Annotated in this window: 10 protein-coding genes; 9 read left to right on the top strand and 1 reads right to left on the bottom strand. The window is 32.2% G+C overall.

The features are described from left to right. Positions 1-129: 129 nt before the first annotated feature. Positions 130-1,341 carry an alpha/beta hydrolase-fold protein gene (locus AC4FQ3_RS06250; protein ID WP_491181272.1) on the top strand — a complete coding sequence of 404 codons (1,212 nt, stop codon included), beginning with the start codon at positions 130-132 and terminating at the stop codon, positions 1,339-1,341. Positions 1,342-1,660: 319 nt separating this feature from the next. Further along, positions 1,661-3,943: an nSTAND3 domain-containing NTPase gene (locus AC4FQ3_RS06245; RefSeq protein WP_042566599.1), complete on the top strand. Its 2,283-nt coding sequence runs from the start codon at positions 1,661-1,663 to the stop codon at positions 3,941-3,943. A gap of 303 nt (positions 3,944-4,246) precedes the next feature. Here AC4FQ3_RS06245 and AC4FQ3_RS06240 read toward each other — a convergent pair whose 3' ends face one another. After that, positions 4,247-4,480, bottom strand: a complete 234-nt coding sequence (locus AC4FQ3_RS06240; RefSeq protein ID WP_042566598.1) for a hypothetical protein — start codon at positions 4,478-4,480, stop codon at positions 4,247-4,249. Positions 4,481-4,727: 247 nt separating this feature from the next. Here AC4FQ3_RS06240 and AC4FQ3_RS06235 point away from each other — a divergent pair, with 247 nt between their 5' ends. The 7 genes from AC4FQ3_RS06235 (at position 4,728) to AC4FQ3_RS06205 (ending at position 14,734) form a co-directional block, all read left to right on the top strand. Beyond that, a complete protein-coding gene (locus AC4FQ3_RS06235) occupies positions 4,728-5,159 on the top strand; it encodes a DUF6896 domain-containing protein (RefSeq protein ID WP_491181271.1) in 432 nt (143 codons plus the stop codon). A 36-nt stretch (positions 5,160-5,195) separates the two neighbouring features. Continuing rightward, entirely contained in the window at positions 5,196-5,714 is a 519-nt protein-coding gene (locus tag AC4FQ3_RS06230; RefSeq protein WP_491181270.1) for a hypothetical protein, read from the top strand. Between the two features lie 254 nt (positions 5,715-5,968). Beyond that, positions 5,969-9,544, top strand: a complete 3,576-nt coding sequence (locus AC4FQ3_RS06225) for a fibronectin type III domain-containing protein (RefSeq protein ID WP_491181269.1) — start codon at positions 5,969-5,971, stop codon at positions 9,542-9,544. Position 9,545: 1 nt separating this feature from the next. Beyond that, positions 9,546-10,013: a hypothetical protein gene (locus AC4FQ3_RS06220; protein WP_491181268.1), complete on the top strand. Its 468-nt coding sequence runs from the start codon at positions 9,546-9,548 to the stop codon at positions 10,011-10,013. 552 nt (positions 10,014-10,565) lie between these two features. After that, positions 10,566-11,018: a hypothetical protein gene (locus tag AC4FQ3_RS06215; RefSeq protein WP_491181267.1), complete on the top strand. Its 453-nt coding sequence runs from the start codon at positions 10,566-10,568 to the stop codon at positions 11,016-11,018. Between the two features lie 20 nt (positions 11,019-11,038). Further along, on the top strand, positions 11,039-11,527 hold the full coding sequence (locus AC4FQ3_RS06210) for a hypothetical protein (RefSeq protein WP_491181266.1): 489 nt from the start codon (positions 11,039-11,041) through the stop codon (positions 11,525-11,527). Positions 11,528-11,827: 300 nt separating this feature from the next. Next, positions 11,828-14,734, top strand: coding sequence for an FAD-binding and (Fe-S)-binding domain-containing protein (locus tag AC4FQ3_RS06205; RefSeq protein WP_491181265.1), 2,907 nt, complete (start codon positions 11,828-11,830; stop codon positions 14,732-14,734). The last annotated feature ends 293 nt before the right edge of the window (positions 14,735-15,027 follow it).

Here is a 15,027-nt window from a genome sequence, read left to right as displayed (position 1 = left end):
TAACTCAATTCTATAAAGGTTAAAAAATGCAGAAAAAGTTTGATGATTAATTGGTTAAGTTTGCCCGGAAATTCATCAGAATTGTTTTGTTGAATTCAAATCATCAATCAAACTTTTAATCTTAAAACTATGAAAACATTTTTTTATTCTGTCGCCTTATTTATGCTCTCTTTTTGCATAAAGGCACAGGAAAACAGTCCTTTTACAACAGGATTTGGAGAAACCATTTCTTCAAAAATATTAGGACAGCAACGCAAAGTCTGGATCCATATTCCGAATAGTAACGGAGGAAATAAAATTAAAGACAGGGGTAATTATCCTGTCATTTATTTGTTAGACGGAAGCGAAAATTTCAATACCGTTGTGAGCATTACAGAACACATGGCAGAATCGAACCTTTGCCCGCCAATGATTGTGGTTGGAATCCTGCACCCAAACCGATTGGTAGATTTAACAACCGGTACAGATAAAGAATTGCCAGATGTTGTGGGCGGCGGCGAGAAATTTATGTCGTATGTCGAGAAAGAATTGATTCCGTATATCGATGCCAATTATCCAACAACATCGTATAAAACTTTTATTGGTCATTCGCTTGGAGGTTTGACGGTTATGAATACTTTTTTGCATAATCCGACTTTATTTAATTCGTATGTTTCTCTTGATGCTTCGTTGTGGTGGGACAATCAAAAAGCGGTGAAAGAGGCCAAAACGACTTTGCCGACTCAAAATTATAAAGGAAAAACATTGTATATGGCAATGGCAAACCGTTTAGAAAGAGGCGTTGATACGGTAAGTGTTCAAAAAGATACGAGCGGAACTACGGGACTTATTCGCAGTAATTTAGCATTTATTAAAGAGCAGTCTAAAAACAAAAAGAACCAATTGCGTTTTAAATACAAATTTTATGAAGATGACAATCATCCTTCGGTTCGTTTGATTGGAGAATATGATGCGCTTCGTTTTATTTTTGAATTCTACAAACTTAAAATTTACGACAGCGAATTAAAAAATCCTGATTTTAAATTAGATTCTTTATTGGTTGCACATTACAAAAATGTTTCTGAAAACATGGGTTATATCGTAAAACCCGGAGAAAGCCAGATTAACAATTTAGGTTACCAAATGATGGGCGCCAAACAATTAGCGAAAGCCGAAACCTTATTTAAGCTCAACACCACCAACTATCCTGAAAGTGCCAATTGTTATGATTCTCTCGGCGATTTATATTTGGAAAAAGGCGATAAAACAAAAGCAATTGAAACTTTTAAAAAGGCTTTAACGCTACAAGCAATTCCGGAAACAAAAGAAAAATTGGAGAAGTTGTTGAAGGAGAAGAAGTAAGATTATTTAATTATATATAGGAAAGCTCAACTTTGGTTGGGCTTTTTTTGCTTATGAAAAACAGGTATTTGTACTTGGTTGTTTGGAATTGTTAATTGATATTTTTGGGAAATTCATGTTTTGTTTTAGAGTAGGATTTGAATTAAAAATGTATTATGGTTTAAAAAGGATAGGTCAATTCATTGCAAAAAGTAAAAAACATTAAATTAGCTGAACAGAAAGTTATAAGCTATTACACTTAAACAATTTAAAGTCTATTTTTTTATTCTACAAATAATAATAAATTAATAGTTTAAACCAGATAATAATATAAATAAATATGGAATTTGATCTATCAAAACTTAATGACCGCGAATTTGAAGCTTTAGGGGCGTCAATCATTGAGAAAATTTTGAACATACGAGTTGAAACTTTCAAGGCAGGTAAAGATGGAGGTGTTGATGGTCGATTCTGGATTGGCAATAATAAAGAGGGAATTATTCAATGTAAACATTATGTTGATACACCTTACAAAACATTTATTTCAAAACTAAGATCTGAGGAAGTAGCAAAAGTTAAGAATCTTAACCCCAAAAAATATATTTTTATCACTTCTCAAAAATTATCGAGGCTCAATAAAGAAAATATAAAAACACTATTTCATCCATTTATAAAAAGAGAGGATGATATTTTTGGTAGAGAAGATTTAATAGCCTTTCTTCTAAAAAAAGAAAATCAAGCTGTGGTTGAACAAAACTTTAAATTATGGATTACTAGTGCTTCTGTATTAGATTTAGTTTATAATAACGCTATTAAAGGTAGAAGTGAAAGTACTATTCGCGAGATAAAAGAAAATACTTATAAGTATGCAATAACAGAAAATCATATAAAAGGATTAAAAATTTTAGAAGAGAAGAATGTTATAATAATGACTGGTGAACCTGGAATTGGCAAAACTACACTGGCAGATAATTTAGCCCTTTTATATACTGCTAAAGGATATGAATTTTGTGATATTGAAGAAAATTTAACAGAAGCAGAAAACTTGTTTAGAGAAAAAGAAAAAAAGAAAATAATATTTTATTGTGATGATTTCTTAGGTAGTAATTTATATGATGCTATTAATAACAAAAGAGATTCACATATTGTTAAATTTATAAATAGAATATGTAAGGATAATTCTAAAAAATTTATTCTCACATCTAGAACAAATATTTTAAATAAAGCTTATAGTCTAAGCCATAATTTTCAAAATGGAAAAATTCGAGATAATGAATTTTTATTAAGAGTTGAAAATTTAACAAAAATAGATAAGGCACGTATTTTATACAATCACGTTTATCATTCAAATTTAGACAAAATTTATATTGATAGTATATATGAGGATAAACGTTATAAAGATATAATTGAGCATAGAAATTTTAATCCTCGTATAATCGAGTTTGTTACTGATAAAGTAAGAATTGCTAATACTCTCCCAGATGATTATTGGAAATACATTAAAAAAAATTTAGATGAGCCACAAGATATATGGGCAGATTATTTTCAAAATCAGACAGATGATTGTGTAAGAGCTTTGACATTTTTGACTGTATACAATAATGGAAAAATATCTGAAGATATACTAAGAAAATCGTATAATAAATTTCTTAAAATTCATCCTGTAAATTTGGGTGACCATTCAGATAAAAGTTTTGAAGGAATTAGAAAAGTGGCTATAAAATCATTACTAAATAGGAATCAAATAAGTGCAAGTAATTATGAATATATTCTTTTTAATCCATCAATCGCAGATTTTGTCCTTAGCTCCTATCACAAAGAAACTGAATTAATTACTAACATTTTAAAATCCTTAGAAACAGAAACTTCTATAATTTTCTTAAATACTCTTATAATATATAAAAAAATTAACAAACAATCTTCACAAAAAATTCAAGAAGATTTATTTGATTATTTTTTTGAAAAAAAAATAAAAAATGAAGAATGGGATTTTTTGATATTACTTACTTATGTAGATTTTTTCAATGACCGTTTGAAAAGTAGAATAGAAAATTTTATTAAAGCCTTAGTAAATGCTACTTATCCTTCGGGAAGCAAATTATCCGAACTTTTAATGATATTGACAGATTTTGAATTTGAAATAAAGATTACTGATTATACATTTTTACAAGGTTTTTTAAAAGATTCGTTAGATGAAGATACATTAAAAGATCTTTTAAATTTTATAGATAAATTTAATATCATTGATGAGCAAATTTTATTTCTAGCAGGGGAAAGAATTGAAAATTATTTACAAGACATAGTCAATAATAGCTATTTAGACATTAATTATAATGATCATTTAAGTCATATTTATTATGAAGACGGGTATGCTGATTACACAATTAACAAAGAAGGGATTGAATCCGAAGTAAATGATATATTAACAGTTTATTTAGAAGGGTTTAATCAGTCAGTTTTAGAAAGAGTTGAATATAATACTTCCGATATTGTTTCAAATTTAGATATTGACAGCATGGCAATGGATTATTTTAATAGCCAAGATTATGAACCAGAACCAATTAATTATAATAGCAGTTCTTCATCTCAGGATGATGATGTAGATGCAATATTTGAGCGCTAATAAAATGTTATATGTTGGAATAAGCACAAACTATGATTTACAAGTTTTCTAAAAACCAAAAATAACATTAGAAGTTATGCTGTGCGAATTCTTCTAGATGCCAAAAATATTAGTGAAAGTTTTACGCTGTGTGAAGTCCCTGCTCTTCGAAGTCTTCTAAAAATCAAAATATTATTAAAGGTTTTACGCTGCGCGAAGTCTCCCGACTTCGTACCCGTTCCAATAATCAACAAAGAAATTAAAAGAAAAAATCTCGACTTTTAAAAAATCGAGGTTTTTCCATTTATTATTAATTCTAAAAAATTATTCCAAATTCAAATAAGGATTTAAAACTTCGGCTAATTCATTCAGCCAAAAAAAGCTATCTTCTAAGTTGATAAGTTCGTTTTGAAGAGTTGGGTCTTGGCGCAGAATTCCTAAGGCAATGATATAATTTAGTTTCCGTATTGTTCTGGACATTTCTTCGGGATCTATGGTGTCGTTAAAAAAATTGATTAGCCTTTTTTCGGCTTCTTTTGAAAGGGTGTTGGTACTCATAACTCTGTAATTTTAGGAAATATAAAACCCATGAGGCTAAGGTGTCCTACACTTACAGAAGTGTTACGGTTGTTTCCAATACCGCCACCATACCACATGGGCAAAAGTTTTTTCGAAGTCATGATTCTGTAAATTAGGAAAGGCAAATATAGTAAAACCCTTATGTGTAAAAAGAAGTTTTTAAATTAATTCCTCGCATTCTTGAAAATAACTTATATTCGATTCCAATTAGGACTTTGCAATAATTATGATCGAAAAAATTTTAAAAGATTACATCAATTTTATAAGACATTTTGAAATCTTATTAAAAAATGAATACAAACAGGATATAAATCCATGTTCATTTTCTCATACGTTTTTTGAAACAAAAGGAATTATTGATGGAATTGAATATTGGTTTCACGGAAGCGGTTGTACGGCTCAAAAAGATGGAGTTATTTATGCTTATGATATTGCTGTAAATGAAATTGAGTTTTCGCAATGGAAATTTTCAGAGTTTATTAGAACGCATCCTGAATATCAAAAATTAAATTATAGTGATGAGTTTGTTGAATATGAATTGTATCAGCTTATCAATAAAAGAATATTGGGTTGGAATATAATTGAGGGAATCGACGGAACTTCTTTCGGCTCTGTTTTTAAGGAATATAGAGTTCTTCTGGAGCCAATTTTTCCCTGAAGTTAATTTCTATTTAATAAAATGTAATAATAAATTATGGGAACAAGTATTCACTGCATAATTCCAAAAGAAAAAGAATATTCTTTAGAAGAAACCGAGCAAAGGCTAAACGATGTTTTTAAAAGATTAAAAGCGGAGTTTTTGCATTTGAAAGAATTCGGACATTTTACTAAAAATGAACGAGGAAACTGGTTTATAACTCCCAATCAAATAGATGGATTCGAATATGCTACAGGTGAGAGCGATAGTTTTAGCATTAATATTTATAAAAAGGTTGTTTTAATTGGTTGCATAGAAAGATTTTCAAGTTTATATTTTCAGGAAAGAAATATGTCAGAACAATTATTCAAAATTATAACCGAAATAGCTAAAGAATTCTGTGATTCGGGCAAACTTTTAATTGGAGCAGAAGGAATGGGCGAAACTGATCATATAATTAATATGGCTTGTGAGAATGCGGATTTTGATCAAATTTGTAATAAAACAATTGAACTAAATGGAATTCCGGCAAAAGAGTTAAGTGATTTATATGATAAATCCTGGTATTTGAAATAAATTAAATCGTCTTATGAAACCGAGTGCCCTAGCCCTGATGGGAGGGAAAATCCTTTTGTGGTGGGGTTCACCACAAAAGATTTGGAAGGACAGCAGGAAATAGCTTCTAATTAAAAATAAAGATTTCACGTAGACAATTTTTAATTAAGAACTCCAAATAAAATAAGTCGCATTCTGATACACTTGTGTCTTTTGGTTAATTCTTTTGTTTTTTCACAGTTTTAAATTCGAGGCTTCATAATCGCCTCGTTTTAATGAAAAAACTGTTTACACCATTATTCTTTTTTATAGTCTTATTTTTCTGGAGTTTAGATAGTACAGCTCAATTATTTCCAGTTCAGTTAACACCTGTTTTTAATAGTCCGTATAGCATCAAACTATCTGATTACGCCACAAGTACAGACATCAAATTGCGGTTAATGATCAATCCAACTGATATTTCGATATCACAGCGACAAGTACGATTGAAACTTTATATTCAGGGAAATGGGATTAATATTCAAAGTAGTGATTACCTGCAGGGACAACGTCCAATATTTATTAATGGAGGAGAATTGCAGACTTTAACAAATACCGATATTTTCGCCTTATTCAGACTCGAAAACCTGCAGGGAATTACAGCCCTCCAATACGCCAATGGATTACCGGAAGGAATGTATAGCTTTTGTTTTGAAATGTATGATTTTATCACCAATCAAAAAATATCGCAAAAAAGCTGTGCGAGTCTATATCTGATTTTAAATGATCCTCCGCTTTTAAATACGCCAAAGAAAAACGAACAGATCGCCTCGAGCGACTTCCCTAATGTCATGTTTACCTGGACACCACGCCAGATGAACGCAACGAATATTTCGTATAAGTTCGAATTAAAACAATTAGTAGATCCAACATTAGACCCACAGTTTGCATTTCAAATGTCTCCCATTTTATATGAAGAAACACTTTTTGGAACTGCTTTATTATACAATTTAAATAGGCCAATTCTTATTCCGGGAATGTGTTATGCATGGCGTATAAGGGCAATATCGACTACGGGACTTTCAGAAAATGCGGTTTTTAAAAATGACGGATATAGCGAGATCTATTCTTTTAAATATACCCAAAAGTGTGATCCGCCAACATTTGCCCTCTCAGAAATTGTATCTCCAACGAGTGTAAAAATAAATTGGCAGGGATTGCCTGATCACAGCAAATATCAGGTTCAATACCGGAAAAAAGCAATCGTAGAAACGAATAAAAAAGGCAAGGAAAAAGAGAAAGTCTTTGAGTGGTTTTCTACTTATAGCCAAAACAATCAGGCTTTGCTGACCAATTTAGAACCTGAAACAACCTATGAATTTAAAGTAGGTTCAACTTGTACTTTAGAAGGTGATGGTGTGCAGAGTTTTAATTACTCTAATACGAACACTTTTAAAATTCCGAAAAAAGAAAACGGAATCGCCAGTTATAACTGTGGTATTGTTCCGAAAATCAATATTCAAAATCAAATACCGCTTACTAATTTAATTCAGAGCGAAACATTTACCGCTGGAGATTTTCCGGTAACAGTTTTAGAGTTGCAAGAACAACATAGTCCTTATTCGGGAAAAGGTTATATAATAGTACCTTATTTGGCGGATACTAAAATTGCCGTTGAGTTCAATAATATTCTAATCAACACAGATTATCAATTGATTAGCGGTGTGGTTGAAACCAGTTATAATCCGGATTGGAAAAATGTTACCGATATAGAAGATTTCACGGGCGAAGGCCAGGGAGGGCAAATTGAAGAAACGGTCAAGTTTGAAATAAAAAACATCGTTATCAACGCCAATGGCGATATTGTAGTCAATGGTAAAAATGGGGAACAGGTAACAATTCCGGGAGGAAAAGATACTGTAATCACTGATAGCACAGGAAAAGTATACGGGGTAGACAGCAAAGGAAACGGAAGTAGTCAGGGTACAGAACCTGCGCCTGGAGGAAAACCGACTCCGGAGAATACTGATGGCGTTGATAAAAGTGGTCAGGCAACAGCTTTTACGGCACAAGGAGTTACAATTACTTTTTCAGGAAATGGAAGTAAATATGCCTTTGATGTGATGCCAAATAACGCAACAGCCACAATACAAAAGTTATATAAAAAAGTAGATGATACTGCATTACCTTACAAAGCAGTTTTAAATGGAGATACTGATACAGTCGTTGCCACGGTAACCATTACCGATACGATTGTAAAACCGGACAAAATTGTTTTTAAAACCCAAAATGGAGCAAATGTGTCCTTTAGCAGAAATGGAAAAACATTTATACTTACTGTAAAAGGAAACCAAACTTATGCAGAGGAGCAAATATTAGCAGTGATTCAGCAAGGTGAAAGATGGAAAGTGATTGGTGCTTTTATGCTGGTTCATATTTCGGAGAAGGAAGTAAATTTGGTTTTAGTCCCGTTAAATAAAGAAACTCAAATTCCGCCAAATGCAGAAAATGAGATCAGTGCTGTTTATAAAAAAGCAGGTATAAAAATGAATATTACAAGATTTGAAAAAATTAATTATACAGATGCTGACGGAAAAATAGAAGTGGGAGACAGTGATTTTTTTGAAACTTACACAAATGAAGAACAAACGATCAATAATTTAATAAAAAAATCTGGTAACTATAAATCAGATTCTTATTATTTAATTTATTCTGATTTGCCTGCAAGTAATCCGGCTATTAAAGGATTTATGGCACTAAAAGGACAGTTTGGATATGTTTTTGCAAGTGGTGACAATAGAATTGCAAGCCATGAATTAGGACATGGTATTTTTGGTTTGGAGCATCCCTTTAAAAATAAAACAGAAGAAGGCAAAACAGATTTTTTAATGGATTATGGAAATGGTCTAAATCTTTGGCATAATGACTGGAAACAAATTGATGATCCTAAATTTAGATTGTATTTGTTTCAGGGGGATGCTGAGGGGGATTTTAATTCACTTCTGTATGATATCTCCCAAATTGAAAAAATCGATTTTGAATATGATGATTTAACTCCTGAATCTTATTTTAATTTAGGAAAAGTAGATGTATTTGGTGGTGGAGACAGAATTGTTGTAAAAGACAAAACAGGTCGGGTTACAGATTTATTTACTTCACCTAATTATACTTCTGAAATGTGGAAAAAGATAAAACAAAGATTTTGGGTTTACAGCCAAAGTAAAACAACCGAAAGCTATAAATGGACTAAGGGTTATGAAAGTTATACTCAAGGACAAGGCGGAAAAAATAGCTATTTTTATGGAAATATAGGAACTTTAACCATGATTAATACTGGTAAATATCTGTCGTTAGATTTTGATAATTTTAAATTAAATATGATGGGAAGTATTTATATAGGGCCTAGTAATCCTATCAAAAATGCAGGTTTTGATATTGTTGTTGAGGAACCGATTTATGATTATGATAGAGAACCACAGGATTTGGTTGATGCGTCGGCAAGAGCTCATGACATAGGATATGATCTTGTAGGTGCCACTGGAGCTTATGGTGCTACAATGAATAAAAGGGCGCTACAAGCAGACATTCAGCTTGTTAGAAGTGCTAATAAAGTTATTGATATGTATGCAAAGAAAGAAATTGATCCCTTTACTAAAAATTCTATTTCTAAAGAAACATTAGAACGAGCTAAAAAAGTTGTTACATTATTTTCGGTATTGTGCAAAATAAAAGGCATTGATAAAACAGAAAGCATTATTAAACAAAAAGCTATGTCTCAAGCATTAGATGTATGGTTGAGTAATATAGATTTGACAATTGACGATGTAATTAATCCGGTAGATATAAAAGGAAAAAAACAAAAAACATATTAAAATGAAAATTATTAAATGGTTAGCTATTTTAGGCTGTACTGTGCTTAGTGTGGTTGTATTATATTGGATCGGTTTTGCTATTCTTTTTTCGTATGGTGCAGGTGGACCAAAAAGGATTGAGGCATATGAGTTTAAAACAACCAAAAATAATTTACGAAAAGAGTTAAAAATGATATGTAGTAATTCAAATTATCTATCCTATAAAGATACTATTGATAATAATGGATTTACAAAAACATTAGTTATAATACAAATCACAAAAGGAAACAATAAAACAGTTTATGATTTGCGTTTATGGAATATGGGAAGTGAAGAAATTAATAATACAAGCTTTTATCTTTATTATATAAATAGCAAATCAAGTGATTATTTTGGCTGGTTTTCTATTGAGAAATATAAAAAAGTAAAATTATTTGAAGAGACTATAATAGATCCATTATCTAAAAAGTTTGAAAGAGTTGACGAATAATGATTTGATGAAAAAAGGGAAATGAGGTAACTAATAAAATATTAGTTACCTCAAAAGTTTAAAAGAGTTGAAAAAAATATACATATATGCTGAGTAATTTCATTCAAATAAGTTTCTTAATTCTTATAATTTACATTTCATATAAGAGCGAATCTTTTTTACTATCAAATTATTTAATTGGTTTTGTTTTATTATTGTTTTTTACTGATTTAAATTTTCAAGGAGAGTCAAGGGCTCTTATGTTTGAAATTATAATGTTTTTGTACAATATACCATTATATACAATCTTATTTGCGTCATCATTATTTATTTATTTTGATCAGGAAAATGATAAAAGCCATTATTTTTTAATACCGTTCCTTTTGTATTTACTTATTATAATCTTAGAATTATTTTTTTTACGAATGAGTAATGCTTTTATGTTAATGTTTTTACCCATCTTGGTAGCCTTTTTTCCATTATATATTTTGAAATATTATAGAAAATATTAAAAGATAAATAAATTCAATTGATAATAAATTATAATTAATTCGCTAAAATCAAAAGTCTCAAATGAAAATTATTAAATGGTTAGCTATTCTAGGCTGTACAGCACTTAGTATGGTTGTATTATATTGGGTAGGTTTTGCAATTCTGTATTCTTATGGAGCAGGAGGCCAAGGCAGAATAAAAAACTATCAATTTGGAATAAGTACAAGTATTATTAAAAATGAAATATTTTCGATTTGTAATAAAAAATCAAGTATAAGCTGTAAAGATTCTATAAGTGATTTGGGAGGAGGATATAAACAAAAATTAATTATTATTAAAATAGAGAAGGATTCATTTATAATAAAAGATGCTGAAGGAGGAGATTTATATACAAGTTACAATTTAATTTCTATTAATGGCAAAATCGATGATGATTTTGGCTGGTTTTCAATCGAAAAATATAAAAAAGCAAAATTATTTGAAGAGACTATAATAGACCCATTATCTAAAAAGTTTGAAAGAATTGAAGAATAGCAATGCAAAAAAACATATAGATGAATGAATCGGTAATAAGAAAAATATTAAAGTACTTAATGATCATTTTTATTGTAGGGTACGTATTTAATAAACTATTATTCTATGGATTAATTTATATTTACTTTCATCGTCCAGGTCCAAGCGGTCCTGATGAAATGAAAGAATATGAGTTTAATACAACAGTTGAAAACTTAAAAAACGAATTACAAACAATTTCAGATAAATCAATCTATATCTCTCACCAGGACTCGGTTCATGGTAGATCAAAAATAAATACAGTAAGAATATTTAAAGATGGAGAAAAATTAACCTATTACTTAGAATTAGATGAGAGAGAATATGATAAACATGTTCCCGTTAAGCTAAGTTTGTATTTAATAAATGGCAAAAGCGAAGATGATTTTGGATGGTTTTCAAAAGAAAAAGCAACAAAAATAAAGCTTTTCGAGGATAATATTATAGATCCTTTATCTAAAAAGTTTAAAAGGATTGAAGTGAAAGATTGACTTTAAATCTTCTTAAGAAACCAACTGCCCTAGCCCTGATGGGAGGGAAAATCCTTTTGTAGTGGGGGTCACTACAAAAGATTTGGAAGGACAGCAGGAAATAGCTCCTAATTAAAAATGAAATTCTACTAAATGAACTCTAAATTTCAACTTTTTCGTTAATGTTTGAGTTTAGGTTTCAAAAGCCTTCGATTTCGCTCAGGATGACAATCGTGGAAAAAAACTTAGAACCTTAGCAACTTAGCCCCTTAGAACCTAAAAAAAAACTATTTTTGTAATTCATTTTCAGGTAATAAATAAATGTCAATACTTAAGGATTTAGAACAATTATCAGCATCGTTGGAAGGAACACTTTTATACGATGATCTTCATAAAACGCTTTATTCGACCGATGCTTCGGTGTACCGGATTAAACCAAAAGCGGTTGCCGTGCCTAAAACGATAGCAGATATTAGTAAACTGATTCGGTTTGCGGCGCAGCACAATATTTCTATTACGCCAAGGACTGCCGGGACTTCGCTTGCCGGACAAACGGTTGGCGACGGAATAGTGGTCGATGTTTCTAAGAATTTTACCAAAATCCTGAATTTTGACCCAATTAAAAAAACAGTTACGGTTCAGCCAGGCGTGATTCGCGACGAACTGAATTTATTTCTGAAACCGCACGGCGTATTTTTCGGCCCGAATACTTCGACTTCAAACCGCTGTATGATTGGCGGAATGGTGGGCAATAATTCTTCAGGAACAACATCGATTCGCTATGGCGTAACGCGCGATAAAATTGTCGAAATCAAAGGAATTTTGAGCGATGGCTCTGAAGTGGTTTTTAACGAGCTGACTTCGGCGGAATTTATCGAAAAAAGCAAAGGAGATTCTTTAGAAAATAAAATATACAAAAGCCTTTACGACGAACTTTCGGTAAAAGCAACGCAGGATGAAATTATAAAAGAGTTTCCGAAACCCGAAATTCACAGAAGAAATACAGGTTATGCCGTTGATATTTTACTGAAATCGGATTTGTTTGGTGGAACTGAACCCACAATTAACGTCGGGAAATTACTTTGCGGAAGCGAAGGAACTTTGGCCTTTACTTATGAAATTACTTTAAAAGTTGACGATTTACCACCGGCCAATAATATTATGGTTGTGGCGCATTATCACAGCATTCAGGAATCGCTGGAATCTGTTGTGGTGGCAATGAAACATCATTTGTACACCTGTGAAATGATCGACGACACGATTTTGGATTGTACTAAAACGAATCGGGAACACATTAAAAACCGTTTCTTTTTACAAGGTGAACCCAAAGCGATTATGATGTTTGAAGTAGCTTCGCACGATGCAGAAGACGCCGAAAATCAGGCGAATGCTTTAGTTGCCGATTTAGAAAAAAATAATTTTGGTTACGCGCTCGTAAAAATTTACGGGGCAGATATTGAAAAAGTAAACGAACTTAGAAAAGCCGGACTCGGACTTTTAGGAAGTATTGTTGGAGACGACAAAGCAGCCGATTCTATTGAAGATACAGCCGTAGAATTAAGCGATTTGCCAGCTTATATTGCCGAGTTTTCAGCCATGATGTTACGTCACGGACAAGGTGCGATTTATTATGCACATGCAGGTGCGGGAGAACTGCATTTGCGTCCGGTTTTGAATTTGAAGAAAACATCAGATCTTAAGCTCTTTAGAACCATCGCGACCGATGTGGCGATTTTGGTAAAAAAGTATAGAGGGTCATTAAGCGGTGAACATGGCGACGGAATTGTGCGCGGAGAGTTTATTCCGTTTATGATTGGCGAGACAAATTATGAATTGCTAAAAAGAATCAAATTAGCGTTTGACCCGAATTCGGTTTTGAATATCGGGAAGATTGTGAACGCTTTAAAAATGGACGAAAACCATCGTGTGGTTTCGGGCAGGGTAGAACCGGATATTAAAACGTTTCAGGATTTCTCAGACAGTTTAGGGATTTTGCGTGCTGCCGAAAAATGCAACGGATCTGGTGATTGTAGAAAATTACCATCGGCAGGAGGAGCGATGTGTCCGAGTTATCGTGCAACCAAAAATGAAAAAGAAACAACGCGTGCCAGAGCGAATGCACTTCGTGAATATTTGACGTATTCTGAAAAAGAAAATAAATTCGACCAAAAAGAATTATACGAAGTTTTTGAATTATGCGTGAGCTGTAAAGCCTGTGCCAGCGAATGTCCGAGTAATGTAGACGTTGCAACCCTAAAAGCCGAATTTTTATACCAATACCAAAAAGCAAACGGATTCTCGACCCGCAATAAGATTTTTGCACACAACGCAAAACTCAATAAAATGGGAAGTTTGTTTCCGTCGATAACCAACTTTATTTCGAATCAATCGTTCGTTAAAAAAAGTATGGGAATCGCGCCGGAAAGACAAGTTCCGCTTTTGGCAAAAAAAACGTTCAGAAAATGGCACGAAAATTATAAACCTACAGTTACGGATTTTCCAAACGGAAGATTGTATTTGTTTGTAGATGAATTTACCAATTATTATGATGTAAATATAGGAATCGATGCCTTGGAATTATTAACTAAATTAGGATATCAGGTTCTGGTTATCGACCATGAAGAAAGCGGAAGAGCGTATTTATCTAAAGGTTTTTTAGAGCAAGCAAAAAAAATAGCCAATCACAATGTCAACATTTTTAAGGATTTGGTTTTAGGCAATGCACCTTTGGTTGGTCTTGAACCTTCGGCTATTTTAACTTTCCGTGATGAATATCTTCGCTTGGCAGATGATAAGGAAGAAGCAGAGAAGTTATCCCGAAATGCTTTTACGATCGAAGAATTCTTTAAAAAAGAAATCATAGACGGTAAAATTACGCCAGATTCATTTTCTGAAGAAAAGAAAGAAATCAAGATTCACGGACATTGCCATCAAAAATCATTGAGTTCGGTTGAAGCAACTTTTGCAATGCTTAATTTGCCAAAAAATAATACAGTTACCATTTACAATTCAGGCTGTTGCGGAATGGCAGGATCTTTTGGTTACGAAAAAGAACACTATCAGGTAAGTATGCAAATGGGTGAAGATACGCTATTCCCAAAAGTACGCGCCACCGCCGAAAACGTAAAAATTGCTGCAGCAGGAACCAGCTGCCGTCATCAAATTTTTGACGGAACGAAACGTGAAGCACAGCATCCGGTAAGTATTTTGAGAAGCTGTTTGCGTTGAGAGATGGCACGCGGATAACACGGATTCACTTCGTGAAAACGTGGATAAATGCGAATTTTTTTTGTTTCACGCAGATTTGGCAGATTTTAGCAGATTTATTTTAGATTTAACAATAAATAAAATCTGCGCGAATCTGCTTAAATCATTTTAAATCTGCGTGAAAAATTTAATCATTATTTCAGGATTTAAATAATCTGTGTGAATTCGTTCCATCTGTTAGATCAGTGGGCAAAAAATAATTCGGGAAAATTCGAGAAATTCGTGGCAAAAAAACTTCGTGTCTTAGTGCCTTA

The organism is Flavobacterium sp. AK-345 (genome assembly GCF_058310175.1).
The sequence above is the reverse complement of the archived record's forward strand: the minus strand, read 5'-3'. Positions and strand labels throughout refer to the sequence as shown.